At 42.1% G+C, this 26203-nt stretch carries 20 protein-coding genes; 10 read left to right on the top strand and 10 right to left on the bottom strand.

Annotated elements, in window-relative coordinates; genetic code table 11:
- Positions 1-315: 315 nt before the first annotated feature.
- The 3 genes from L2747_RS17790 to ettA form a co-directional block, all read right to left on the bottom strand.
- On the bottom strand, positions 316-1410 hold the full coding sequence (locus L2747_RS17790; protein WP_249000350.1) for a metallophosphoesterase: 1095 nt from the start codon (positions 1408-1410) through the stop codon (positions 316-318).
- Positions 1411-1466: 56 nt separating this feature from the next.
- A complete protein-coding gene (locus L2747_RS17785) occupies positions 1467-2618 on the bottom strand; it encodes an acyltransferase family protein (protein WP_249000349.1) in 1152 nt (383 codons plus the stop codon).
- A gap of 282 nt (positions 2619-2900) precedes the next feature.
- Positions 2901-4568 (bottom strand): energy-dependent translational throttle protein EttA, encoded by a 1668-nt coding sequence (gene ettA / locus L2747_RS17780; protein ID WP_249000348.1) that lies wholly within the window; start codon positions 4566-4568, stop codon positions 2901-2903.
- A gap of 280 nt (positions 4569-4848) precedes the next feature.
- Here ettA and glyA point away from each other — a divergent pair, with 280 nt between their 5' ends.
- The 9 genes from glyA to L2747_RS17735 all read left to right on the top strand — a co-directional run bounded on the left by glyA (position 4849) and on the right by L2747_RS17735 (position 12501).
- Positions 4849-6105, top strand: a complete 1257-nt coding sequence (gene glyA, locus L2747_RS17775) for a serine hydroxymethyltransferase (RefSeq protein ID WP_220781093.1) — start codon at positions 4849-4851, stop codon at positions 6103-6105.
- A 148-nt stretch (positions 6106-6253) separates the two neighbouring features.
- Complete coding sequence (gene nrdR, locus L2747_RS17770; protein WP_249000347.1) at positions 6254-6703, top strand: transcriptional regulator NrdR; 450 nt, start codon at positions 6254-6256, stop codon at positions 6701-6703.
- An 80-nt stretch (positions 6704-6783) separates the two neighbouring features.
- Positions 6784-7905 (top strand): bifunctional diaminohydroxyphosphoribosylaminopyrimidine deaminase/5-amino-6-(5-phosphoribosylamino)uracil reductase RibD, encoded by a 1122-nt coding sequence (ribD, locus tag L2747_RS17765; protein WP_249000346.1) that lies wholly within the window; start codon positions 6784-6786, stop codon positions 7903-7905.
- A 3-nt stretch (positions 7906-7908) separates the two neighbouring features.
- Positions 7909-8574 (top strand): riboflavin synthase, encoded by a 666-nt coding sequence (locus tag L2747_RS17760; RefSeq protein WP_249000345.1) that lies wholly within the window; start codon positions 7909-7911, stop codon positions 8572-8574.
- Positions 8575-8727: 153 nt separating this feature from the next.
- On the top strand, positions 8728-9831 hold the full coding sequence (gene ribBA / locus L2747_RS17755) for a bifunctional 3,4-dihydroxy-2-butanone-4-phosphate synthase/GTP cyclohydrolase II (RefSeq protein ID WP_249000344.1): 1104 nt from the start codon (positions 8728-8730) through the stop codon (positions 9829-9831).
- 145 nt (positions 9832-9976) lie between these two features.
- A complete protein-coding gene (gene ribH / locus L2747_RS17750; protein WP_012154420.1) occupies positions 9977-10453 on the top strand; it encodes a 6,7-dimethyl-8-ribityllumazine synthase in 477 nt (158 codons plus the stop codon).
- A gap of 14 nt (positions 10454-10467) precedes the next feature.
- Positions 10468-10875 (top strand): transcription antitermination factor NusB, encoded by a 408-nt coding sequence (gene nusB, locus L2747_RS17745; protein WP_012154421.1) that lies wholly within the window; start codon positions 10468-10470, stop codon positions 10873-10875.
- Positions 10876-11047: 172 nt separating this feature from the next.
- The gene (gene thiL, locus L2747_RS17740) at positions 11048-12007 is read left to right on the top strand and encodes a thiamine-phosphate kinase (RefSeq protein WP_249000343.1); all 960 of its coding nucleotides are present in this window, start codon (positions 11048-11050) and stop codon (positions 12005-12007) included.
- A complete protein-coding gene (locus L2747_RS17735) occupies positions 12007-12501 on the top strand; it encodes a phosphatidylglycerophosphatase A family protein (RefSeq protein WP_249000342.1) in 495 nt (164 codons plus the stop codon). Before thiL ends, L2747_RS17735 begins: the two co-directional genes overlap by 1 nt.
- A gap of 106 nt (positions 12502-12607) precedes the next feature.
- Here the strand turns inward: L2747_RS17735 and recN are convergent, their stop codons facing one another.
- The 4 genes from recN to L2747_RS17715 form a co-directional block, all read right to left on the bottom strand.
- Positions 12608-14269, bottom strand: coding sequence for a DNA repair protein RecN (gene recN, locus L2747_RS17730; protein ID WP_249000341.1), 1662 nt, complete (start codon positions 14267-14269; stop codon positions 12608-12610).
- A 510-nt stretch (positions 14270-14779) separates the two neighbouring features.
- Positions 14780-16402 (bottom strand): tetratricopeptide repeat-containing response regulator, encoded by a 1623-nt coding sequence (locus L2747_RS17725; RefSeq protein ID WP_249000340.1) that lies wholly within the window; start codon positions 16400-16402, stop codon positions 14780-14782.
- Between the two features lie 168 nt (positions 16403-16570).
- On the bottom strand, positions 16571-20158 hold the full coding sequence (locus tag L2747_RS17720; protein WP_249000339.1) for an ATP-binding protein: 3588 nt from the start codon (positions 20156-20158) through the stop codon (positions 16571-16573).
- Positions 20159-20374: 216 nt separating this feature from the next.
- Positions 20375-21331, bottom strand: a complete 957-nt coding sequence (locus tag L2747_RS17715; RefSeq protein ID WP_249000338.1) for an AEC family transporter — start codon at positions 21329-21331, stop codon at positions 20375-20377.
- Between the two features lie 140 nt (positions 21332-21471).
- Between L2747_RS17715 and L2747_RS17710 the strand changes: the two genes are divergently transcribed.
- Positions 21472-22374 (top strand): LysR family transcriptional regulator, encoded by a 903-nt coding sequence (locus L2747_RS17710; protein ID WP_249000337.1) that lies wholly within the window; start codon positions 21472-21474, stop codon positions 22372-22374.
- 170 nt (positions 22375-22544) lie between these two features.
- On the opposite strand, the gene L2747_RS17705 is transcribed toward L2747_RS17710, so the two are convergent.
- The 3 genes from L2747_RS17705 to barA all read right to left on the bottom strand — a co-directional run bounded on the left by L2747_RS17705 (position 22545) and on the right by barA (position 26181).
- Complete coding sequence (locus L2747_RS17705; RefSeq protein ID WP_249000336.1) at positions 22545-22733, bottom strand: hypothetical protein; 189 nt, start codon at positions 22731-22733, stop codon at positions 22545-22547.
- A gap of 69 nt (positions 22734-22802) precedes the next feature.
- The gene (locus L2747_RS17700) at positions 22803-23408 is read right to left on the bottom strand and encodes a YjaG family protein (protein ID WP_249000335.1); all 606 of its coding nucleotides are present in this window, start codon (positions 23406-23408) and stop codon (positions 22803-22805) included.
- Position 23409: 1 nt separating this feature from the next.
- Positions 23410-26181, bottom strand: coding sequence for a two-component sensor histidine kinase BarA (barA, locus tag L2747_RS17695; RefSeq protein ID WP_428848536.1), 2772 nt, complete (start codon positions 26179-26181; stop codon positions 23410-23412).
- Positions 26182-26203: the final 22 nt, after the last annotated feature.

Raw genomic sequence — 26203 nt, 5'->3', positions numbered from 1 at the left:
GTTTTATCTTAAATGGATCAAAGTTAACCTTTCGTTATCAATATTATCATCTTGGTTTCATCGGCAAAGGAGGGAACTGAATCATTTAGCGTAATGAGCCTAGGAGGAGGTTGTTCGTGTGTGCTTGCCGATACAAGTTGTTTTGATGAGGCAAAGCTTATTAAATCGCAACTGTTAAGCCTGTAATAGAAATGGGGTTAGTTGTTAATGCCTCAGAGGGTAAGCTCAGATACGACTATAAGAGCCAACCTTGTTGGTCGGCTCTATTTTTAGTGCTTAGTGTTTAACTAGCTGTACTGGGGCAAATTAAGACTGTTACAGCGCTTGTCGCGAACCATCGAATAACCCACGACTAAATTGGTTATTTTCAATCAGTAATAACTCGCCCTGTTTGCCTAGTTTTATGCTGCTGTCAATGGCTATCACCTTATTATTAAACAGGCCTAGCACCTGTTTTTGTGAGGTGTGGCCGACGGTAATATGGTTAACCTTGAAATAAGCGAGAATTTTATCAAGCTCGGTTTCAGTAAAATTATCTTTAAAGTAGCCACGATACCAAGTGGGTCCGTTGCCATAAAACAGGAAGTTTAATAACTCATCCTGTTTAAGCTCGCTTTTGGGTCTACCAATATTGTCTCTAAATAGTCTATTGGCTTGCGCGATTGTCAGCCCGCGATCTAACCATTCACTGCTAATTCCACCATGCATGTAAAGTACATCATTGATTTTCACTAAGGTGTGTTTGCTTCTAAGCCACTGACCGATTTCGGTGTCGGCGCCATAAAGCTCATCGTTACTTTTTGCCATTAATTCACTGGCCAGATCATAGCGCTCATGCACGTATCTTAAGTCGCCGCCAAGTACCATCTGTTCATGGTTGCCCATGAGTAGATGTAGCATGCCACCTGCTGCTTTTGCCTGTTTATCCAGTTGATAAACAAACCACAAGACTTCGTTTATCTTGTCGCCGCGGTCAAACATATCGCCGGTAATAACCATATGACCATCACCGAAAGCCCAGTTATTATCAGCATCGATGATTTTTTGGTTTTTAAGCAGGCTGATTAAAACATCGTATTGACCATGAACATCGCTGAGGGCAACGATATTATTAACACCGCTGTAGCTATCAGGCATCACTTGTTTAATGGCATCGCTGAGCAGCGGCTCAGGTAATTGACCACAGTTATCAGGGCGCTTAAGGCTATTATTGCTGATTACAGTGGACTGTAGCTTAGCATTACAAATCCAATAAGCGGTTTGTGATTGATTGCCATTAGTGACTGTCTGCGATTCTGCCAAATTATCGATTACATAAGGGCCGTCAAATTGATAAGCAACAGGCTCTGATGCCTGCAGTTGCCAAGTGGTAGTCAGTAAACTGACCGCTAATAATAAAGATTTAGTCATTGTTGTACTTCTTATTTTTGTGTCTTTAAATCAAGTTTTTCAAGGTAATAAGTTATTTACCAGCCAATTAAATAACGGCTGCGCTTACTCAGTAACTTCTTGATGATGATTGCAATAACGTAGGAAATCGCAATCACGCCCAAGGTAACTAATAAGGTGGTAAACACATTTCCTTTACCGGCAAGGCCAAATAGATCTGGACTGTCATAGAGCATCCACCATGGAGTGGTGATCCAAGGGTGAATAAAGTAAATGGCAAAGCTGACCTCAGCTAACTTTTGCAGTGGTGCAATCGAGATATGCTCAAACTTGTTTAAAATCGCCAATATTACTAGCGTGAGCAAGATTTTTTGCGGCAACATTAAGTCAGGCACTGTCATTTCAAATGGGGCTTTATTTAGTGTTCCCGCACCAAAGTATTGCGCTTGTATAAGGGCTAGGGCAATACCTGTTATTAGCATAGCGAGCCAATATTTATCGATAAAAGGGAACAGTTTATCGCGATGGGCTGAGCCCCAAACTCCAAGTAAATAGACGGGCAAGAAGTAGACTAAAGATTGAATCGCATTTAGGTTTGAAATGGGTCTATGTACCATGATCGCAATGACTAACAGAGGAATAGCGTAGTAGAGGACTTGCTGTTTTTTAATGAGATACATGACCCAAGGCGACAAGGCGAATAACATCATTCCCATGGGGATATACCAATATGCAGTCAGGGTACGACCGGTTATGACATACCAGCTTGCAGCCGCGGCAGGGCCTGTAATATCTGCCATCTCCTTGTGCATCATCGGGTCGGTCCCTACAGTAAGGTGCCAAACAATCCAAGGTAAAGACAAAATTAAGTAGGGGAGGAAAACAAATTTAGTTTTGCTTTTCATATACTTTTTGTAGTCCCAGCGGTGATAGAACACATGGTGGAACAAAAAGCCTGAGATAAACACAAAAAAGACCGTGCCGTTCATCATCAAGTTAAACCAAGCTTTGTCGGCAAAGGTTTCCACTTCCCAGCCCGCAGGGCGGTAACAATGCGCCATCACAATAAAGATAATCGCAATACCGCGAAAATGGTTAATGCTGTTTAAAAAGCCGGTTGATTTTTTGGCTGGAATAGCAGGCTCTTGAGTGGTTATTGAGGGGGCACTAGTGGCACTGCTGTTAGCCTGAGATAAGCGAGTTTTATCGTCCATTGCATTCTTGTCCATTAATTGCAGCCTTACTGATGTAAATGCATTTTTATTATTTTAGAGACAGGGAAACTGCTGCCGTTTTAATTGGTTAATTTATACCAATTGGCATTTTGGCATATTTAATAAGGATTTTGTTGCCGAAATGCAAAATATTTGTGCTTCTCGAGTGGAGGATCTTTGGCTTAATAAAAGAGCGCTTGTTATATTTGTACTGGAAATTGGGGCTGCAGGCGGATTGATTGTTTTAGAACAATAAAAAAGGAGGCTTAAGCCTCCTTTGAATATGTACGATGAGTGTTACTTAACCATACGCTTGTACTTTAAGCGATGCGGCTCAACAACGTCTGTACCCATGGTTTCTTTCAACCATGTTGAGTACTCAGTGTAGTTACCTTCATAGAAGTTAACTTTACCTTCGTCGCGGTAGTCTAGGATGTGAGTTGCGATTCTATCTAAGAACCAACGGTCGTGTGAAATCACCATGGCACAACCTGGGAACTCAAGTAGTGCTTCTTCAAGTGCACGCAATGTTTCAACGTCTAAGTCGTTGGTTGGCTCATCCAGTAACAGTACGTTACCGCCAGCTTGTAGAAGCTTAGCTAAATGCACTCGGTTACGTTCACCACCTGACAATGTACCGATGATCTTTTGCTGATCGCCACCACGGAAGTTAAAGCGGCCTACATAAGCGCGGCTTGGAATTTCAGTGTTGTTGATACGCATAATGTCTTGGCCGTCAGAGATCTCTTGCCAAACCGTGTTCTTATCGTTCATTGAATCACGGAACTGTTCAACCGATGCGATTTGAACAGACTCACCGAGCTCTACGGTGCCGCTATCTGGCTGCTCAACGCCGGAAATCATCTTAAATAATGTTGATTTACCCGCACCGTTAGCACCGATAATACCGACGATTGCGCCTTTTGGTACTGAGAAGCTCAAGTTATCAATCAGTACGCGGTCGCCATAAGATTTTGTCAGGTTATTGATTTCGATAACCTTGTCACCTAAGCGCGGTCCTGGCGGAATAAAGAGTTCGTTGGTTTCGTTACGCTTTTGGTAGTCGTTAGTATTAAGCTCTTCGAAGCGAGCCATACGTGCTTTACCTTTAGACTGACGGCCTTTAGCGCCTTGACGTACCCATTCAAGCTCTTTGGCGATAGTCTTTTGACGTGCGCTTTCAGTGGCAGATTCTTGCGTTAGACGGGCATCTTTCTGCTCAAGCCAAGAAGAGTAGTTTCCTTCCCATGGAATACCTTCACCACGGTCAAGTTCTAAGATCCAGCCTGCTGCGTTATCAAGGAAGTATCTATCGTGGGTAATTGCCACAACAGTACCCGTGTACTCTTGTAAGAAACGTTCTAACCATGCAACCGATTCCGCATCCAAGTGGTTGGTTGGTTCGTCAAGTAACAGCATGTCAGGCTTTTCTAGTAGCAGACGACAAATCGCTACACGGCGACGTTCACCACCTGATAGCACTTCAATCTTCTCATCCCAATCAGGAAGACGCAGTGCGTTAGCTGCACGGTCTAAAACCACATCTAGATTGTGCGCATCTTGAGATTGGATTATTGACTCTAATTCACCTTGCTCTTTTGCAAGTGCGTCAAAATCTGCATCAGGCTCAGCATAAAGTGCATAGACTTCATCTAAACGTACTAGGGCGTTTTTGGCGTCTGCAACGGCTTCTTCAACGGCTTCACGAACTGTTTGGTTTGGATCTAGCTTTGGTTCCTGCGGTAGGTAACCAATTTTAAGATCTTGCATTGGGCGAGCTTCACCCTCAATTTCAGTATCAAGACCCGCCATGATGCGAAGTAGGGTAGACTTACCAGAGCCGTTAAGACCCAAAACACCGATTTTAGCGCCAGGGAAAAAGCTTAATGAGATGTCTTTTAAGATCTGTTTTTTAGGTGGGACAATCTTGCCCACTCTAAGCATGCTATATACAAATTGAGCCATGTTTAATTCTCTTTGATTGTATTTTTTCTATGTTGATTGCTGGCAATTCTACTCGATTCAATGCAGAACTTAAATCTGAATTCGCGCAGTTTCAGTGTGTGTCAGCTTGATATCGGTCATAACAATATTTACTTGTTGTTAGCTGCTATTAGTGCTTTTTACAAAACTCACTCATCTAGAATTGCAAGTAATTTCATGTTGTAAATACTGGGATTGTGATCGAATGCGCTGTATCATACCGCGCAACCCTACTAGAACAATTTTACAGCTGGAGTGAGTAATGCTGAAAAAAGATATGAATATCGCGGATTACGATCCACAACTATTTGCAGCAATTGAAGATGAAACGCGCCGCCAAGAAGAGCACATCGAACTCATTGCTTCAGAAAACTACACTAGTCCTCGTGTTATCGAAGCGCAAGGTACACAGCTAACTAACAAATATGCTGAAGGTTACCCTGGTAAGCGTTACTACGGTGGTTGTGAGCATGTAGATATTGTTGAAGAGCTTGCTATTTCTCGTGCAAAAGAGCTATTCGGCGCGACTTACGCAAACGTGCAGCCACACTCTGGTTCACAAGCTAATGCGGCCGTATTTATGGCACTGCTTCAAGGCGGCGATACCGTTCTTGGTATGAGCCTAGCGCACGGTGGTCACTTGACTCACGGTTCTCATGTAAGCTTCTCTGGTAAGCTATACAATGCAGTTCAGTACGGTATTGACGAAACAACAGGTAAGATTGATTACGCTGAAGTGGAACGTCTTGCTGTTGAGCATCAACCAAAGATGATTATTGCGGGCTTCAGCGCTTACTCTGGCATCATTGATTGGGGCAAGTTCCGCGAAATCGCTGACAAAGTTGGCGCATATTTATTTGTTGATATGGCTCACGTTGCCGGTCTAGTTGCAGCAGGTATCTACCCAAGCCCAATGCCACACGCACACGTTGTCACTACAACAACCCATAAGACGCTTGCAGGTCCTCGTGGTGGTTTGATTCTTTCTGCTATCAACGATGAAGATATCTACAAGAAGCTAAACTCTGCGGTATTCCCTGGCGGTCAAGGTGGTCCTTTAATGCACGTTATCGCTGCTAAAGCGGTTGCATTTAAAGAAGCACTAGACCCAGAGTTCACCACTTACCAAGAGCAAGTTGTTGTTAACGCTAAAGCAATGGCACGTACTTTCATCGAGCGTGGCTACGATGTGGTATCTGGCGGTACTGACAACCATCTGTTCTTGCTTGATTTAATCAGCAAAGATATCACTGGTAAAGATGCTGACGCTGCCCTAGGTAACGCTAACATCACAGTAAACAAAAACTCAGTGCCAAACGATCCTCGTTCACCATTTGTGACATCTGGTCTACGTATTGGTTCTCCAGCAATCACTCGTCGTGGTTTTGGTGAAGAAGAGTCAGTGTTACTGACTAACTGGATGTGTGACATCTTAGACGACATTTCAGATCTAGCCGTTAGCGAGCGCGTTAAGGCTCAGGTTCTAGAATTGTGCGCTAAGTTCCCTGTTTACGGTTAACCTTAAGGGTTAAATCAGGTAGACTCCAATGGCCGCATTTATGCGGCCATTTTTGTTTGTATTCAAGCATACTTTTGATTCGAGTCTACTTTCTGAGGTTTAGCTAAATCCAGTGAGTGAAACGACCTAATTTCTAACCGGAGGCTAAATGCATTGTCCATTTTGTAGCGCAACTGACACAAAAGTGATTGATTCGCGATTAGTCGCTGACGGCCACCAGGTGCGTCGACGTAGAGAGTGTGTTCAGTGTCACGAACGTTTTACTACTTTTGAAGGCGCGGAGTTAGTGATGCCGCGTGTGGTAAAGCAAGACGGTAGTCGCCAGCCTTTTGATGAAGAAAAGCTGCGTGGTGGCATGTTAAGAGCCGTAGAGAAAAGACCTGTATCAATGGATCAAATTGAGCAGGCATTGACTAAGATTAAATCGACTTTGCGCGCCACAGGTGAACGTGAAGTGAAATCTGAAATGATCGGTAACTTGATGATGGAACAGTTGGTTAACTTAGATAAAGTTGCCTATATTCGTTTTGCTTCAGTTTATCGCGCTTTTGAAGATGTTTCAGAGTTTGGCGACGCTATCGCTAAGCTACAAAAATAACCTAGAAAGTAATCTAAGTGACAAGGGCGCAGTTCACGACTGGGCTCTCCATCAAATCAACAATCGGAATTGCCGCCATTATGTGGTCTAGCGAAGATAGTCAAATGATGAGCCTTGCCATTCAGTTGGCACAAAAAGGCATGTACACCACCCGTCCAAATCCTAGTGTAGGTAGCGTTATCGTTAAAGATGGCGTAATCGTCGGTGAAGGTTATCATATCCGTGCTGGTGGTCCTCATGCTGAAGTCTATGCGTTAAACATGGCAGGGGATGATGCTAAAGACGCTACTGCTTATGTCACGCTTGAGCCATGCAGCCATTATGGCCGCACTCCGCCTTGTGCTAAAGCATTAATAGAGCATGGTGTTAGTCGGGTGGTTATTGCTGTAACCGACCCTAATCCTGAGGTGTCTGGCCGCGGTATTGCTATGCTACGCGATGCAGGGATTCAAGTGGATGTTGGCTTGCTGACTGAAGAGGCAAAGCAGGTTAACTTGGGCTTTTTAAAACGCATGCAAATGGGGTTGCCTTGGGTAACAGTAAAGCTTGCAGCAAGTCTTGATGGCAAGACTGCATTATCAAATGGTGTGTCTAAGTGGATAACAGGCCCTGAAGCACGCAGCGATGTACAGCGACTTCGTGCGCGGCATTGTGCATTGGTTACTGGCGTTGAAACTATTCTCGCTGATGACCCAAGTCTTAATGTGCGTCATAGCGAGTTAGGCTGGTTGGCAAATCAACTCGCACCTGCTGAAATCCATCAACCGTTGCGTGTTGTCGTCGATACGCAAGCGCGTCTTGGTGCTGAGCTAAACTTATTTAAGCAAGCTTCGCCAGTGTTATTGGTGAGTAGCAAACCTTACCCTTCAAATGTTCAAGCTGCTTGGCCTGCACATGTGTCGCAACAAGTATTACCAACCGTTAATGACCGCATAGACTTGCAGGCTTTGTTAACTCTACTGGGTAAAACGTGTAATTCTGTATTGATAGAAGCGGGAGCAACCTTGGCTGGCGCAGTGTTGAACCAAGGCTTGGCTGATGAATTGGTATTGTATCAAGCGATGAAGATTTTAGGCGGGCATGGGCGTAATTTACTTACGCTAGATGATTTCCAAACGATGTCAGACATCCCGCGAATCAACCTAATCGATGAACGTAAAGTGGGCAAAGATACCCGCTTAACGTTAAGAGTGAGTAATTAATCTATGTTTACTGGGATTATTGAGTCTGTTGGTCATTTAAGAAAAGTAGAACGTCGCGGTGACGACATTCGCTTAACCGTTGCCAGCGGCAAATTAGATTTATCAGACGTTAAACTGGGTGACAGTATTGCCACTAACGGCGTATGTCTAACCGTAGTCGAACTCATGAGCGATGGTTATGTAGCAGATATCTCTGCCGAAACCGTAACTTTGACGGGTTTCTCTCATTATCAAGTAGGAAAAGCCGTTAACCTTGAAAAAGCGGTGACACCAACGACTCGTTTAGGCGGGCATATGGTAAGTGGCCACGTGGACGGTATTGCTCATGTGGACGATAGGCAATTTCGCGGTCAAGCTATTGAGTTTTGGTTATCTCCACCATCAGAGCTGGGGCGTTATATCGCTCATAAAGGCTCAATAACTATTGATGGTGTCAGCTTAACGGTTAACGAGGTGCAAGGGCATAAGTTTAGACTGACTATTGTGCCGCATACAGCTGGTGAAACTACATTAGTGGATCTTAAAGCTGGTGATAGCGTTAACATTGAAGTGGACTTAATTGCAAGACATTTAGAGCGTTTGATGAGCTATGGCAGTCAAGCGCAAGACAGTAAACCTAAGTCTGAAGTGACTATGGAACTGTTAGCTCGCTCAGGATTTTTAAGATAAATACTGGCTTAAGGCTATTTTGGCGATTAAATTTGTCTTAATCAGCTTATATTAAGCGGAAGATACAAGAATAATCATTAATAACTCACTACAAGAGAGCATTGACCTCGATGCAAGTTGTTCATTGTAGTGGCAAAAAATAAAGGTCTGAACATGGCGTTACATAGTATAGAAGAGATCATCGAAGATATTCGTCTAGGTAAGATGGTCATCTTGATGGATGACGAAGACAGAGAAAATGAAGGCGACCTAATTATGGCTGCTGACATGGTGACGCCAGAAGCGGTGAACTTTATGGCTACTTTTGGTCGCGGCCTTATCTGCCAAACACTAACTAAAGCACGTTGTCAGCAATTGAACTTGCCGTTAATGGTAACTAACAATAACGCCCAGTTCTCGACGAACTTTACTGTTTCTATTGAAGCGGCTGAAGGGGTCACTACAGGTATCTCAGCGCAAGATCGTGCAGTAACTGTGCTTGCCGCTGTTGGTAAAGATGCTAAGCCTGCTGATATCGTGCAGCCAGGCCATATCTTCCCGTTGATGGCGCAAGAAGGCGGGGTACTTATCCGTGCAGGCCATACAGAAGCAGGTTGTGATTTAGCGCGTCTTGCTGGTTTTGAGCCATCATCAGTGATTGTTGAAATTTTAAATGACGACGGCACTATGGCGCGTCGTCCAGATCTAGAGATCTTCGCTGAGAAGCACGGTTTGAAGATGGGCACTATTGCTGACCTAATCGAATACCGCAACACAAAAGAGACCAGTGTTGTTCGTGAAGCAAAATGTAAGCTACCTACTCGCTTTGGTGAGTTTGAGATGCTGACTTATCGCGACACTATCGATAACCAATTGCATTATGTATTGGTTAAAGGTGAAGTGACCGAAAACACATTAGTGCGCGTTCACCTGCAAAACACCTTTAATGATCTATTGCACTCAGAGCGTGATCAGCAACGTAGCTGGCCGTTAGAAAAAGCAATGGAACGCATTAGTAATGAAGGCGGTGTACTTGTGTTATTGGGCAACCATGAACACAGCAGCGACATTCTTGCGAAAGTAAAAGCTTTTGAAGCGGAAGATAACGGTAGTACACCAGCTGCAGCACCTTGGAAAGGAACGTCTCGCCAAGTGGGTGTCGGCTCACAAATTTTGGCTGATGTTGGTGTGACGACTATGCGACTATTGAGCTCGCCAAAGCGTTACCACTCTCTTTCAGGCTTTGGCTTAGAAGTAACTGATTATATAGCAGAATAAATACTTGCCTCAGGTTGACTGTCAACTTGGGGCTTAAATTCACACTTTTCTTATTAATTGCATAGAGATCAGCGCGGAGTGCTGTGGTATCATACCGCCTCTTCCGTCCCTATGCAGGGTAATTAAGCTAATTTAGGTAAGATAAATGAACGTAGTTCAAGGTAATATCGAATCGAAAAACGCCAAAGTTGCGATCGTAGTTTCACGTTTTAACAGCTTTGTTGTTGATAGTTTGCTCGATGGCGCGGTTGACACTCTTAAGCGTTTTGGCCAAGTTGCAGATGAAAATATCACTGTAGTTAAAGTGCCTGGCGCTGTTGAACTGCCTCTTGCTGCGCGTCGTGTTGCGGCTAGCGGAAAATTTGACGGAATCATCGCACTAGGTGCGGTAATCCGTGGTGGTACACCTCATTTCGATTTTGTTGCAGGCGAATGTAATAAAGGTTTAGCTCAAGTTGCACTTGAGTTTGATATTCCTGTTTCATTCGGCGTTTTAACCACAGATACCATTGAACAAGCTATTGAGCGTTCGGGTACTAAAGCAGGTAACAAAGGCGGCGAAGCTGCACTTGGTCTGCTAGAAATGGTTAACGTTCTGCAAGCACTTGAAGAACAGCTGTAATTTAGGACAATTTAATGAAGCCTTCAGAGCGCCGTAAGGCCCGCCGTTTAGCCGTTCAGGCCATTTACTCATGGCAGCTAAGTGGTAACAATATTGCTGATGTTGAGCATGAGTTTCTAACTGAACAAGATGTTGCTGGCGTTGATATCGCTTACTTTCGTGAGCTTTTAGGCGGCGTTGCAACAAAGAAGAGTCAATTGGATGAGCTAATTACTCCATTCGTGACTCGTCCACTTGATGAAGTGGATCCAGTTGAAAAAGCGATTGTACGTATCGCAACTTATGAACTGACATTCCGCAAGGATGTGCCTTATAAGGTAGCGATTAACGAAGCTATCGAGCTTGCAAAAGCATTCGGCGCAGAAGATGGACATAAGTTTGTTAACGGCATTCTAGATAAGCTGGTAGCACGCAATAAATAATTGAAACGGCATCTTCGGATGCCGTTTTTGTTATCTCTGGCTGGGAACTTATAATCGTCCGCGCATTAGCGCTTTGAGCAAAGCATGTGGTTTTCTTTATCTTTGCTAAAGCAACGGTCTGGTTTCTTACCGCAACCTCCTTGAACTCTCTCTTATATTTGTGATTGGTATTGTGAAAGAATTTCAATTAATCGAAAGTTTCTTTACTGGGCGCGCTCAGTCGCGCAAAGATGTTGTAATTGGTATTGGTGATGACTGCGCTATTGTGCAGCCAAATGCTAGTAAGTCTATAGCTATCTCTTGCGACACCTTAGTCGAGAATGTGCACTTTTTCCCCAATATGCCCGCCAAGGATCTTGGTTATAAATCATTAGCAGTAAACTTGTCAGATCTTGCATCAATGGGGGCTGAACCTGCGTGGATGACATTAGCGTTAACGCTACCAGATGTCGATGAGGGCTGGTTAGCTGAATTTAGTGAAGGCCTATTTGAAATCGCTGAATATTATGGTGTGGCGCTTATTGGCGGCGATACAACTCGTGGTCCGCGCGCAATTACCATTACTATCAATGGCCAATTACCAAAAGATGTTGGCTTAACCCGCCAAGGTGCTAAGAATGGTGATTGGATTTATGTTACAGGCAGTTTAGGTGACTCGGCGCTTGGCTTAGATATCTTGCGTAATAAAGCCACTGTAGATATTGAAGACAGTGCTTACCTCGTTAATCGTCATTATAGGCCGACTCCACGAGTGCTTGCTGGCCAGTCGCTACGCACTATTGCATCAAGTGCGATTGATATCTCTGATGGCATAATGTCTGATATTCAGCATGTTATTAAAAGCTCACAAGTGGGGGCTGTAATTAATGTTGACCGTTTACCGCTTTCAGAGCAACTTAAACGCAATACCACTGCTGAAATGGCACTAAGCTACGCCCTAACCGGTGGCGAAGATTATGAGCTACTCTTTACCGTACCTGAGGCGCAAAAGGGCGCATTAGAGATAGCGTTGGCAGAAACAGGTGTACGCTTTACCCAAATAGGTCAGATCTGTACAGGTGGCCAGTTAACCTTATTAAACGACAACAAACCTTTTGAGCCAGTAAATTTAGGCTTTGAGCACTTTAATTAATGAACTTACTCTCTAAAGATGCAGCCTTAGCTAAGCTGTCATTAAAGAATCCTATTCACTTTTTAGCATTGGGATTTGGCACGGGGCTTGCTGCTAAAGCACCGGGTACTTTTGGAACTTTAGCTGCTATTCCGCTTTATCTATTAATGGCACCACTAAGTCTATCTTGGTATGTTACGTTGACTATGATTAGCGTGCTTGCGGGTTTTTATATTTGCGACAAAGCGTCTAAAGATATGGGTGTCCACGATCATGGCGCAATTGTTTGGGATGAAGTAGCTGGGCTATTGATAACCATGGTTGCCGCGCCTGCAGGTTGGCAATGGTTAGTCATTGGTTTTGCACTGTTTCGTTTTTTCGATATCTTAAAGCCGTGGCCGATTCGCTGGCTTGACGCTAAAGTTCATGGCGGTTTTGGTATTATGATTGATGACGTGCTTGCTGGTGTTTTCTCACTGTTATGCTTACAAGGTTTAGCTTACTACTTTGCTTAATCGAGTTAACTATCAGCATACAAAATGCAGAGCTAAGGCTCTGCATTTTTGTTTGAAGTTTATAAAATCATATTGTTGAATTTACTCATAGCACTCGCTTGCAGAATTAACTCAGAAGTAACTCTTTAGCGTTAGCTAAGGTATTGCTAGTAATAGTGTCGCCCCCGAGTAAGCGGGCTAACTCTTCAATACGTTGGGTCTTATCAAGCGCGATCATTGAAGTCTCGGTTTTACCGGCTTTACTGCTTTTATTGACAAACATATGCTGGTGACCATTACCGGCAACTTGTGGCAAATGGGTCACACAAAATACCTGCGTTGACTCGCCAAGGCTGCGCAGCATACGACCTACAACCGCAGCCGTTGGCCCTGAGATCCCCACATCCACTTCATCAAAAATTAGCGTCGGCGTAGAGACCTTTTTAGCAGTGATCACTTGAATACCTAAACCGATACGTGACAGCTCACCACCTGATGCAACCTTAGCAATAGGTTGTAATGGCTGCCCAGGGTTAGTTGAGACCATAAATTCAATGTTGTCACAGCCTGTTGGCGTAACGACAGCTTCGTTAAAGTTAACTGCAATGTTGAACTTACCTTTTGGCATGTTCAGCTCATGAATAGAATGAGTCACTTGTTTATCAAGTTCTTTAGCGTAGCGGCTACGGCTTTGGCTAAGCTTTTTTGCATGTTGTAAGTATGCATCTCGGCTAGCTTGTAACTCTTGCTTAATATCATCTAGCTTATCGTCGTCAGAGCCTAAATCGGCTAGTTCTTCTAATAAGGTTTGATGGTAACTATATAGCTCAATGCCGCTGACTTGATGCTTACGGGCTAACTGCATAGCTTTAGAGATCCGTTGCTCTAAGTGAGCAAAATATTCAGGATCGAGCTCTAAACCATCTAGATAGCGTTCGATTTCGCTACTGCTTTCTTGCACTTGAATTAGGGCATCGTTCAGCATTGACACCACATTGCCTAACTCTGGATCGTAATTTTCCAGATCTTGGCCTTGGCTAATACTGGTATTAAGCAGTGACTCAACGCTGCCTTCATCGCTTTCTTGCAGTATGTGTAGCTGGCTGCGACAAAGCTCAATTAACGCGGTGCTATTAGCAAGCTTTTTGTGTTCAGCCTCAATCGACTCAAATTCACCTTCAGTAATCGCAAATTCATTTAGTTCTTCAACTTGGTATTGCAAAAGTTGTTTACGAGCTAGGCGTTCTTGCTGTGACATCTGTAATTGGTGCAGGTGCTTCTCAATCGTCTTACATCTGTGATAGCTGGCAGTTACGCTATCGATAAGCATCTTATGGTTTGCATAGCTATCTAGCAGAGTCAGTTGATGCTCACTTTTAAGCATGGCATGGTGTGCATGCTGGCCGTGAATACCAATAAGTAGCTGTCCAAGTGCCTTGATTTGCGCAAGTGGTACTGGATTACCATTGATATAGGCTCGTGAACGTCCGTCGCTGCTTATTGTGCGACGTAAAATACATTCATCATCAAGTTCAAGATCGTTATCTTCAAGCCAGCGTTTAGCTGCTGGAGTATCATTTAATAAAAAACGGGCACTTACTTCGGCCTTAGTCGCATCAGGTCTAATAGCATTGGCGTCAGCACGATTACCTAAGCATAACCCGAGGGCATCGATAGCAATCGATTTACCCGCGCCTGTTTCACCAGTAATACTGGTCATGCCGGCTTTAAAATCTAGCTCTAGAAAACGCACAATAGCAAAGTTGTTGATACTGAGTTGGCAAAGCATAGTGATGTCCTTTTCAAAACACTGTATAACTACACAGTATATACTGTTTATCTATACAGTAAATACCTGGTTGATAAATCCATTGAGGTTTATCACGTTTTCATTTTTACATTGCTTGGGCTTTTAGGTGAATTTCGTTATGGCTATGTATTGCTATATTGTCGATTCAACCAAATTTTTATTGGCTATTTAAAGCTGTTTTATATCACGCTTTATGAGTGTAGGGATAAAAGATTGGATTTTCAAAAATTGAAAACTTGTGCTTAATTTTAATTAGAGAGGGATTGCCAAATAGCACTGCTGTGGTTAGTTTTTGAATGAAAGCACCAAGTATTTTTTGTTTGGTGCTACAAAATGACGTGCTCTAAGCGGTAGTTTCACAGTTACCAATCGCCAACCGCGGGTCTCAAGGCATGTGTCTACGGTGGGCAACGGGAACCACTTTTTTGGATATGACTTGTCGTTAAGAATAACGATGTTCTAAAGAAAAAAGTTCTTACCTATAAGCGCTTAATCAACTCGCCCTTTGCATTTATCTAATGCTGATTGATAATACTCTTGGTAGTTAATTGTTAAGAGCTCATCTTCCACGTAAAGCTGCCTCACCACATTGTCGCAACGCTGAATGATTTCTTTTACCTGAACAACGCCATAGCGCCTTGGCCAAACGTAAGTCAACGACTTGATAATGTTTAAGCATACCGTTTTTAGCAGTGGTGCAGTTTCGTTAATGGCCAAATAGGTTTCTAATAAAGTGACCTTATCAAGGTCGCCATTTTTAACCATAAGATACTGCTCTTTTAACCAGCTTTTTTTATCTTCATTATGGCTTTTTAAGCCTTCTAACATGGACACTTTGCTGGCAAAAATAATTTGGTTACTTTCATAGCCTAGGTTTTGACTGCACCAGCTTATAGCTTGGTTAAACTCATTTTCAACACTCATGATATTAAGCAACCAAGCGTAGTGATAGGTGGCGTAAAAGTGCTGAAAGCACTCTTTGTTGTGCAGGTTCTTAAGTAGGCTGATTGCTGAACGGTAAAAACCTAACTCCATTGAAATATGCGCTTTAATCAGCTCAATTTCGTGGGTAATAGCTTCATTTTCGGTGCCAATAACTGAGCGAAGGTGGTGTTTAGCTTCCTCTAATAGCGCCGCTTTATTCGTAGCAAAGCGTGCTTGATACAAGATCACACGGATTAAGCTGAGCTTACTGTAGTCATTATTGCGGTATGTATCTTTATTGATCTCAAGGTACAAACGATAACGTGCGAGTGCTTGTGCATAGTCTTCAACTGACAAGCATAAATTGACGATAATTAACTCTCGTTCTGAGTTGCCGGGTACAATTTGACTTGCGAGCTCTAAATGTGAAATGGCAGCAGGTATATCACTGTCTTTAAGCTTGATATAGGCAGCTTCAGTCTTTACCTGTGTATCGTTTGGAGAAGCGATTAACAGCTGGTTTATTATCTTTTCGGCTTCAGTAATTTGGCCTAAGTTCGCCAATGAGTTGGCTAAACCTACTTTGGCCCAATCTAAATCTTTTTTAGCTAGAGTTGACTGATAAACGGATTTTGCCTGTTCGTGGCGCTGTAAAATTGTTAAGAAAACACCACGAAATCGTTCAATCACAAAGTAGTATTCAGGATGAAATGGTGCCATTTCATCGCAAAGTTGTAAGCCTTGCTCTGCATCAAGTAATCGCTCTGCTGCATAAAGGCCTGCTAGTTTATGTCTGCGACGTATCGCCATCGATAAACGTTGCTTTAGCGTAATAGCATTAAACGGTTTTAAAAGGTATTCATCGGGTTTTAGCTCGATGATAGGCCGTACTGTGGCGGCTGAATTATCTCCGGTGACCAAAACAAATACTGATTCATCAGTAAGCAATTTCAGGTGCTTAAACTCTTCAAATAGCTGCTTACCATTCATCCCCGTACCAAAGTTAAAGTCACAAATGATCACATCAAATTGTTTGTTTGATGCAAGATCGAGTGCCAATTTGGCAGACTTAGCTGTGAGGACGTTAACTTCTAAGAATCCTAGTTTGACCAACATGCTCTTAATGGTGAACAAAAAAGTTGGTGCGTCATCGATAACTAGGAGTTTAAGAGTTTGAAAAGATTGCATCGCTATTTTGATCCAAACGAATAATGAGTTTGTTCGCTTAGCTATAGCTAAGCGAGAAAAGTGGATTGTTATTGGCAGAGATCTACGCCGCCAGCCATGGGTTTAGTCATAATCAGTTTTATTGTCATTTTCATGACTAAGCTGATAATTTTGATTAGCACAATATGTTCAATTGAGTTGTGTACTAAGCCAGCTATTGATGGCATTAACGACGTTATCTATTTCTTTATTAAGTGCTGAAATAGCTGTAGGTGTATTAATTTCGGTGACGGTTTCACAATGCTCTGCCGCTGCTGCAAGTTGGCTTAACCCAAGTGCATTTGCTGCGCCCTTAATGCGATGCCCTAATGCTTGCAGTGGTATTTCGGCTGTTGCAATTTGTTGCTTGTCAGCGAGTAACGAGTCTCTAACTATTGCTGACAGCTCTAACTGCTCTTCGTCGCTATACTCGCTTAACCATTCCAACTTGTCTTGATTTGCATCTGGGAAAACCTCAATGCAGTATCGACTAACCGTCTCTTTTAAAAGAGTGAAGGGATAGGGCTTATACATGACTTCGGTCATGCCAGCATCATTGGCTTTTTCAGCCACTAAGCGTGAGTCTTCAGCTGTGCAGCCTATTATAGGTAAGTCAGCAAAATCAGGCCTTGCACGTAATTTTCGTACGAGTTCATAGCCATTTAAATTAGGCATATGACAATCTGTTATAAGCATACTAACGCTGTTACGATTAGCTGATAAATACAGCAATGCTTCTATACCGTCATTAACAGTTACAACATCTACTCCCAGTTTTTTCAGCTGTTGTTGGAATAAAAATCGATTAATTGGATCGTCGTCAGCCACAACGACCGTGCCACTGTACTGGTTGCTGGCGGCGGAAGATTGTAAGGCTTGATTATTGTTTTTTAATAGCACTTGTCTTAACAGCAGATCGGGATAAATGTTGGTTGTAGACGAGGTTGATGAGATCTGATTATGACTCGTCTGTAGTTTGATCCCCCAAGCTTTTAACCAATTATTAATCATTTCATCATGACTCTGTGCATCAGCAATTAATACTTCAGTTAGCGTAGAGAACATTGTTGGCAGCTGCACATTAACTTGAGTGCCTTGGTTAAGCTTACTGTTTACTGTAATTTGGCCGTTCATAAGCTCCACTAAATGCTGCACAATTGACATGCCTAACCCTGTTCCGCCATATTTTCGGTTAATACTGGCATCGGCTTGAATAAATGGTTGAAACAATGTTTTTTGTTGCTCTGTGCTCATGCCACAGCCGCTGTCTTCAACGGTCAGCAGTAGCGCTTCTGGTGTATTGCTAACGATGACTTTAATAAAGCCTTGCTGGGTAAACTTAATCGAGTTACTCACTAAATTATTAATAACCTGACTTAAACGCATCCAGTCTAGTGTTGCGTAACATTGAGAGGTTGGTTGCCAATCAAGAATAAAATTGATTCTTTTGCTTTGAGCACTGGCTTCAAGCAACCTCAATGTAGTACCAATCTCGTTAAATATATTACCGGAATATAAATCGAGCTGTAGCTGATCTGCTTCCATTTTCGAGAAGTCTAAAATGTCGTTAACAAGCCCCTTTAATCTATCTGCAGAAGACAGCGCGTTACTCATTAACTCTTTGTTCTTTGCCGATTTTAATTCAGGATTCAATAGTTCCATTAAGCCAATCATAGCAGCGAGTGGTGTTCTTAGCTCGTGGCTAATAATCGCTAAAAATGACTCGCGTGCTTTTAATGCGTCGACGGCTTGTCGTTGTGATCGCTTAAGCTGCTCTTTACGTTGTTTTAGCTCTGTAAAGTCTGCAAATACAGTGATGTGATACTGGTGCCCGTCGTTGTAGTGAACGATTTCACGCGAAACACGATAGTATTTACCATCAATTGTGCAGTCATTTTTACCTATGTGTAGGATCTCGTTTTTGATGTCAGGGCCAGTAGAATTAATGACATCTAGAAACGAGCATGCAGTCCCGTTGGCAATACAGTTATTGTTCACACAACTCTTGAAACAATCGTTGTAAGCCTTGTTAGATAGTAGGGCTTTACCGTTTGAATCGGAGATCAGCACCATTCCCGGAAAACTATTTAATACGCTAGTTAGCCACTGCATTTGGTCGTGATTTTTTTTACTACTTGCGCGAGCTTCTGTTAAGTAGCCTTTTAGTTTTTTGTTCCATAACAGACCTGCCGATATCACAATTAAAATAAGTACGAGTAGGGATAAAACTGTGCTTTTAGTCTGCTTTTTATCATAGCCATATTGAGTATTAATCTTTTTATGATTCTGTACAGCAAGATCAATTTCATTTTTTGTGGTTACGTCGATAGCCACGTTAAGCATATTTCTTAGAGCATGAGACTCTGAGTTAAGTTTAATGCCTAGCTGACTTATTGGTGTGCTGTCATTATTAATCAGTTCAAAGTCTGTTTCATCACCGTAATATAAATAATGTTCAGCTATGCTGTCTGGAATATATGCATGGGTGATAACACCTTGCTCAATATCTTTTTTTAATACTGAAAAATCAGAATAAACTGCTAAATCAATACCTTTAAATTTGTCTGTTTCTAGAACGGATAAATGAGTCGTGCGGTCTAAAATAGCGATTTTAGGTTGTTTGTATTGTTGGGTCGTACGAATGTAGGACCATTTTATACTATGGAATGCATCGGTAGTTGTAAGCTTATTATAGGTATCATTCGCTGCGATAAAGCGTCCTGGAATAAGATCGACTTCAGCTTCTTCTAGCATCAAATCGACATCACGACCATTAGGATAGACATACTCGAGATTTAGCCCTGTTTTTAGAGCAAATATTTTCATGACATCATGTATGTAACCACTAATTTCACTGCTGCCTTCTTGTCTATAAGATAAAGGGTAGAGATCTTCTTCTATCGTATAGCGAATCGACTTTCTGCCGTATTGTTGATAAATACTTTCAATGGTCAACTCATTATGCAACATACTCAAGTTGCTAAAGTTAAATGGATTGATGACTTTAGCTTGCTGATACTGCAGTTGATATTGATTGAGGATCCCCATCAAAATCGCATTGTCTTTAGCTGTAATAAATGAGGACAAAATCGGTTTAGTATTTTCATTAAACACTATATCGCCTAGCCAATCGCCAACTGCAACGGTTTGATAGTAATGATGTACAGCGCCAAAGTGGATCATTGCACTGTCGGCTTTGCCTGTAGACAAGTGATGGATAAGGTTATCCAATGAATCGACTTTAGTTAGTTTTTTATAGCCGTTTTCAGCTGTCGCGGCACAGGAAAATGATCCATCAACACAAACCCAGTGCATGTCTTGCGCAGAGGTATTGCGATAGCTTGAATTGCGTAACCACTGTAGTTTGTAATTTTCAAAAACAGGCGTAGAAAAGAGCAAGTTTTTTTTACGCTGAGCTGTAGGTGTAAAACCTAAAGAAAGATCTGCTTCACCTGAAGATACAGCTTGATGCAGTGAACTTAAGCTATCGTAACCTTTGAATTCTATTGCAATATTTAAAACACGGCCGAGTTCTTGTAAGTATTGAGCATAGACGCCTTCTGTATCTGGCTCATCGATATTCCAGTGTGTGCGTAACCCGGTGTTAGGCATTGCGACAATGAGTGTTTTTTTCTGTTCGAGAAACGTCTTCTCTTGTGAATTAAGAGTAAAAGATTGCGCCATTGGTGAGATAAATAAAACGATGGTAAACAGCAGAAAAGAAACAAACTTTGTCATTTTTTGAGCAGTGAATAAAAAAAGGTGGCGAATAATAATCTACAAATTACTTTTTGACCAATTTATTTTTGTCATTCTTTGGGGTTGGTAAAATCTGATATATCGCCCTGATTATATTAGCGTAATAGAGGCTACATAAAGGTTGGGTTAGTTGTTTTTTAGGCGGATATTTGTTGCATAATTGCTGCTTAAAACAACACTTTTATAAGGCGATTCCTAATGTAGTAAAAAGCGTTCTAACAATGGCAATGTGATAAAGGTGATAATCGTGCCTAATAAGATCCCTTGCGCACTTGTTATCACTTGAGTTTGATAACGTTGAGCGAGTAAGTAAACACTTGCTGCTGTTGGTAACGCAGCCAAAATAACCCCCATAGCTATCAATTGCGCTTCAACATTTAAAGATAGCATCAATATGTAGGTAAAGGCTGGTTGAGCCACCAACTTAATAAGGTTAATACTACTGATATCGAATGCTTGTTTAGCGCTTATAAACTGTGGTGATGTTTGATACTGGCCCGACTTAGCTAACACCATACCAATAGCAAATAACGCACAGGGGCTGGATGTCATTCCTAATTGGCGGATCATTAACGCAAAGCTATCGGGTAAGGTGATGCCTATTGCTGAGATTGCGATCCCCAAAAGGCTACCGACAACAATCGGGTTTTTTACTAAAGCTAAGCTAATAATTTTGGCTGCGCTGCTTTGTTGAGTCTTATTGATCATTTCTAGTGATACTAAGGCAACGGCAAAGATTAACACCGAAAGCAAACTGGCGATGGCGGCAGCGGCAAGTGCAATTTGTTCGCCAGGAAATATCATCGCCATTAGAGGAATACCGATAAATGCGGTATTTCCAAATGTGGCGTTAAGGGCACGCATTGTTGCAATTGCAGTTTGCTGAGGGTTAAAGAGTAATGACACGATAAAGGTGACTACGTAGCTCATTAACATCGCTACACTGAACCCCGCTATATAACCCCAATGCAAAATATCATTGATAGGAGTTTGAGCTAAGGTGATCAACATGATGGCTGGAAAGGCAATATAATACACATATTGATTGAGTACTTGATCGGTTTCAGTTGGCAACAGTTTGGCTTTTTGCACTAGAGTGCCTAAAAGCATGATACCGAATACGGCAAGTAGTGGCGTTAGTATCGCTGGCATACGTCTATAAAATATCGATTTTTTTAGTAAAGGGATGCTAATAACATTGAGCTAGCACACTATCATAATTATGCTTTGGTATACTATAGAGGCTCTATTATTACTGGGTTTTATTGTTTTAACGCTAAGGTCAATTATTGATGAGTACCAACTTTGGTTTGGAATTACAGCTGATTTACCAATTTGTGCATCTAGTTAATGCGGGCAGCTTTTCTCAAGCAGCTAAAGAGCTTGATATGCCTATTGCGACAGTTAGTCGAAAATTGACCAAGTTAGAAACGGTATTAGATAAGCAACTGCTGATGAGGAATACTCGTAAATTGAGACTGACTGAAGAGGGGATTGCGTTGTTTCAGCAGTACCAGTCTATTGTTGCTCAATTTGACAGTATCAGTGGAGCAACGGTAGATAAGCCTGAAGGTACGCTACGTATTGCAGCGCCAGTATCTATTGTCTCAATGATTTTTATAAAAACATTAAATGAGTTTTGCGAAACTTACCCAGATATTCAATTGCATATTGCTCAGAACAATAACGTAATAGATTTAATTGATGAAGGCGTTGATGTCGCGATTGTTGGCGGAACTCAGCCAGATTCTTCTTGGATCTCAAGCTCTTTAGGTGTACTCAATTACGGCCTCTTTGCATCGCCGCAATATATTGCTAGGGCTGCTAAGTTAACGCATCCGAGTGAACTTGAGCTGCATGATTTAATAAAAGTGTGGCCTTTGTATAACTGGTCGTTAAAGCATCCTAATGGAGAGTCCTTCTATTACGATGGTAACGCTAAACTGACCTTAAGTGATTTACACGGTGCTGTAGAGGCAACTGTAGATAACGGCGGCATTCTTTACGGTCCGGAGTTATTTGTCAAAAAGCAGTTAGCGACTGGACAGCTGCAAATGTTGTTACCAGAGTGGATTGGTGAAAAAAGACGAATTTCAATTTTGTACCATCAGCGCAGTCATCAACCATTAAAAGTAAAACTGTTTATTGAGTTTATGCAGTCTAAGGCAGAAAGCTTGTTTTCAATGTATAGCTGAGTTATAGCAATCAGTATAAGAAGTTGATCTACTCAGAGCGTTTTTGGCAACTAATTCAAGGCGAATAGCGGAAGTAATGGCGATTCCCTTACGAGGCTATTTAACGCAGAAGTAGGCAGCCAAAAACGCTCCAGAATGGCGAGTTTTAGCGATTCTGATGCTGCGACTTTTTACAAACAAAGAGTGCGCTTAACCGTAGAATAACTATGCTCTTCACTCGCTGCGAGCGGCATGGATGCAGCGAATGTCATTAAAGCAGGAGCACTTAATGACCTTGCCTCAGAAGCGCTAAATTCTCGCTGAGCGACCAAATCTTTATACTGATTGGTATTATTACTTGTTTTGATTTTTACAGACATTAAAAAAGCGCATTGGATTAACCGCAATGCGCTTTAGTTTAAAATTAACTGTAGCTAACTGGCTTGAACTTATTTACTGGCTTCAATACCGATATTTGATACACCAATCTCTACGATTTCACGGCGTAACTCTTTAATAAAGTCAGCCTTCATATGGAGATTGTCTTCAATGATATCTAAAAGAGAGCTTTGCATCTCTTTTTCTTCTTGCATCACTTCATGAGCAAAGATGTAATCATCGAGTGCGTCTTCATTATCAAACTCTTGCTCACAGGTTGCTTCAATATAGTTTGCAACTGTGGCTGAAGAGAGTTTACTGATATTGACGATATCTTCTTCAACTTTACTTTGTAGCGCACTGATAAGTGAAGTGAGTGCGACAACGGCGTCCATCGCAGGGTAGACACCATATACATCAAAGTCAGCCGGTTCTGGTGTGTTAGCCTCAAGTCGTTCAAGGTAAATATCAATATTCAGTTTTAGCTTGTTGTCGTACATCGACTGCCAAAGTAGATTTAGCAAAGTGTCGAGTACTTTAGGATCGCCAAATTCGCATACTTCAGAGAAAAGCTGATAATTAGGCAGCATGCGTTGGCATAGGGCAACCGCAAAAAGCTTCTTCTGAGGCAACTCTAGTGCTTTTAGGCGTTTAAAAAATCCCTGTTTGTTTGTCATCTTATATATCCACTGATAGCTGGGAGATCACTTGATTAGCGGCAGATTCTACCTTAGTTAACTCATCAAGTAACTCTAGTATTTCCGGTTCTACATCTTCGACTGTATCGCCACGCTTAAGTCCTGACTCGATTTGCTGGCAAAGCATTTGCGTTGTTGGTACGCCGCAGTAACAGCAGGCACCGTGCAGTTTATGAATGCAGGCTAGCATTTTGTCGTTATCTGTTGTGTTGAGCGCGTGTTCTATGTGCTCTACGGTTTCAGGTAATGACTTTAATAACATCTTAAGCATATCCAGAGCTAAGTCTGGTTTGTTATTCGCCTGGGTCAAGCATAAATCCCAATTCAATGTGCGTTGGTCAAAATGGGTGAATTTAGGTCTTGTTTTCCAACGGGTGATTACGCCTTTTAGTGCTGCTTCATCTATTGGTTTTGGTAAGTAGCCATCCATGCCACTTGAAGATATACGCTCTCGCTCTTCTGCTATCGCATGTGCGGTAACGGCAATGATCGGTGTATTACGGTTCGCTGAGTTGCTACGGATCTGTTTGGTGGCGTTAATACCATCAGTTCCCGGCATTTGAATATCCATAAATATCAGGTCGTAACTGCGCTCTTTAGCCAGTTTTACGGCTAGATCACCATTGTTTGCTACTTGGACCTGTGTGACTAATTCTTTTAGTAGTGTGTCGATCAACTTGAGGTTGGCAGGATTATCGTCAACAGCAAGTACACTTAAGTTTTCTAAAGTTGCAGGTGCCGTTATTGGTGCTAAAGGCATAAGGTTGTCATGCATTGAAGCTGAATGTGGGTCGAGTAATGAACTCGATAGTAGCTTTTCACCAACCGGCATAGATATTTGTTTATCTACATGCGGCCTAAGTTGTGAGAAGACCTCTTCATGCTCGATACAATCAGAGATCAATAGCAAGTAATTCACCTTAGGTTTAACGAGCTTTAATAATCTTGCTGGTTCATCTGTTTTAGTAATGGCTTGGCAACTCATTAGCGCAAAGTCAAAAATGAAATTTGATTGAGTGCTGATAAATTCAAGTTGCTTAGTATTTTGAATCAAGGTGACTTTTAGCCCCCAACGCTGCAACATACGTTCGATAGCGTTTTGGGTAAGGTTATTTGCACCCATTAAGATAATACTCTTACCTTCTAGTGTTGCTAAAGGTAGAGCGTCATTAATTGGATATTGGCTAATATTCAGCGGCAAGGTAAACCAGAAGGTCGAGCCTTGGTTCGGTTCGGAGTAGCATCCAATTTGGCCACTCATACGATTAACCAATCTTTTAGTAATGACCAAGCCAAGTCCGGTTCCACCAAAACGACGCGATATTGAGGAGTCAGCTTGTCCAAAAGCTTGGAATAATGATGACTGTTGTTGTTCATCAATACCAATACCGCTATCTATGACTTCAAAGCGAAGATGAACTTTACCTTCTTTAATTTCTTCAAATTGTAGCTTGAGCTGCACGCTGCCTTTATCGGTAAATTTAATTGCATTACCGACTAAGTTAGTAATAATTTGGCTAAAGCGCATCGCATCGCCAGTGACGTCCTCTGGAATACGTGAATCAACATCTATAACGAGTTCCAGCTCTTTTTCTCGGGCGCTGCTTGATAATAAGGTTACGGTTTCTTCAATAGTTTCGCGCAGTGAGAATGGAATGTTTTCCAGTACCATTTTACCGGCTTCAAGTTTGGAGAAGTCGAGAATATCGTTAATGATACTCAGTAGGTTGGTGGCACTGCGCTCGATGGTACGAATATAATCTTGTTGACTAGAATGTAGCGGCGTCTTTAATAACTGCTTGGCAAAGCCTATCACCCCATTAAGCGGCGTTCTAAGTTCGTGGGACATATTCGCTAAGAACTCAGATTTGATCCGACTGGCTTCTTGAGCACGCTTTTTAGCCATATCCAGTTCAACGTTTTGGATTTCAATTTGCTCTAGCGTCTCCCGTAAGTCGGAGGTAGCCTGATCGATGTTTTGTTGCATCTCATCATGGTATTCTGACAACGACCCCGCCATGGCATTAATACCACGCTTCAGCAGGTCGAGCTCACCGATTAAGTTGCCTGTAAGGCGAGTATCCAGTTTACCTTCACGAATTTTAGCTACGACCCTGACCATTTCAGTAATTGGCTGGGTGACGTTTTTAACTAAACGGAAGGTGAAAAACAGATTTAGTTGTACGCCAATGAGTACAATAATAAATGCAGCAACAGCAGCTCGATGCTGCTGGAGTAAAGCATTTTCTTTATTAATAAGAATGGCAATGTAGCCAATTTTTATTACATCGGTACCAGCTTGTTGGCTGCCACCAAAACCTTGCACCGGCGCATTACTACTTTTGAAAATAGGGCTGCGTAAAATCATACTATCACCGACTTGCTCAAGCTGTGTCCGCAGCATTGAATCTAAGGGTTTATCAAAACGCATGACTTCGTGATTTTTATAGTGATGTGAGGTCACCACAACGCGGTTATCTTCATCAAAGATGGCAATAAACTGTACTAAAGAGGCTTTATTTAATTGTGCAGAGGTAATTAGACGTTTGGTGGTTTCAAAATCTTTGCTTTCAAGACCCACTTCAGCAGCGATGGCAAGGGGCTCAATGATATTACTTGCTTGCTCTATGAGCGTATCTTCGAGTTCATAGAATCTATTTATGGTAAAATAGCCACCCAATAAAATCCCCACTAAAATAGTTGGGGCTAACGCCAATACCAGAACCCATGATCTTAGGCTGTATTTGGTCATATTGTTGGCATCATTCATTCTG

The organism is Shewanella marinintestina (assembly GCF_023283845.1).
Classification (GTDB): Bacteria; Pseudomonadota; Gammaproteobacteria; order Enterobacterales; family Shewanellaceae; genus Shewanella; species Shewanella marinintestina.
This window is presented reverse-complemented; position numbering and strand designations above follow the sequence as displayed.

Bases quoted from the DNA above. Each gene is read 5' to 3' on its own strand.
- L2747_RS17790 (WP_249000350.1), bottom strand. From the start codon at position 1,410: ATGACTAAATCTTTATTATTAGCGGTCAGTTTACTGACTACCACTTGG.
- L2747_RS17700 (WP_249000335.1), bottom strand. From the start codon at position 23,408: ATGACAAACAAACAGGGATTTTTTAAACGCCTAAAAGCACTAGAGTTG.
- L2747_RS17705 (WP_249000336.1), bottom strand. From the start codon at position 22,733: ATGTCTGTAAAAATCAAAACAAGTAATAATACCAATCAGTATAAAGAT.
- L2747_RS17720 (WP_249000339.1), bottom strand. From the start codon at position 20,158: ATGACAAAGTTTGTTTCTTTTCTGCTGTTTACCATCGTTTTATTTATC.
- L2747_RS17735 (WP_249000342.1), top strand. From the start codon at position 12,007: ATGAACTTACTCTCTAAAGATGCAGCCTTAGCTAAGCTGTCATTAAAG.
- ribH (WP_012154420.1), top strand. From the start codon at position 9,977: ATGAACGTAGTTCAAGGTAATATCGAATCGAAAAACGCCAAAGTTGCG.
- ribD (WP_249000346.1), top strand. From the start codon at position 6,784: ATGTGGTCTAGCGAAGATAGTCAAATGATGAGCCTTGCCATTCAGTTG.
- L2747_RS17725 (WP_249000340.1), bottom strand. From the start codon at position 16,402: ATGCAATCTTTTCAAACTCTTAAACTCCTAGTTATCGATGACGCACCA.
- barA (WP_428848536.1), bottom strand. From the start codon at position 26,181: ATGACCAAATACAGCCTAAGATCATGGGTTCTGGTATTGGCGTTAGCC.
- ettA (WP_249000348.1), bottom strand. From the start codon at position 4,568: ATGGCTCAATTTGTATATAGCATGCTTAGAGTGGGCAAGATTGTCCCA.
- ribBA (WP_249000344.1), top strand. From the start codon at position 8,728: ATGGCGTTACATAGTATAGAAGAGATCATCGAAGATATTCGTCTAGGT.
- L2747_RS17785 (WP_249000349.1), bottom strand. From the start codon at position 2,618: ATGGACAAGAATGCAATGGACGATAAAACTCGCTTATCTCAGGCTAAC.
- L2747_RS17760 (WP_249000345.1), top strand. From the start codon at position 7,909: ATGTTTACTGGGATTATTGAGTCTGTTGGTCATTTAAGAAAAGTAGAA.
- recN (WP_249000341.1), bottom strand. From the start codon at position 14,269: ATGCTTTGCCAACTCAGTATCAACAACTTTGCTATTGTGCGTTTTCTA.
- nusB (WP_012154421.1), top strand. From the start codon at position 10,468: ATGAAGCCTTCAGAGCGCCGTAAGGCCCGCCGTTTAGCCGTTCAGGCC.
- L2747_RS17710 (WP_249000337.1), top strand. From the start codon at position 21,472: ATGAGTACCAACTTTGGTTTGGAATTACAGCTGATTTACCAATTTGTG.
- glyA (WP_220781093.1), top strand. From the start codon at position 4,849: ATGCTGAAAAAAGATATGAATATCGCGGATTACGATCCACAACTATTT.
- nrdR (WP_249000347.1), top strand. From the start codon at position 6,254: ATGCATTGTCCATTTTGTAGCGCAACTGACACAAAAGTGATTGATTCG.
- L2747_RS17715 (WP_249000338.1), bottom strand. From the start codon at position 21,331: ATGCCAGCGATACTAACGCCACTACTTGCCGTATTCGGTATCATGCTT.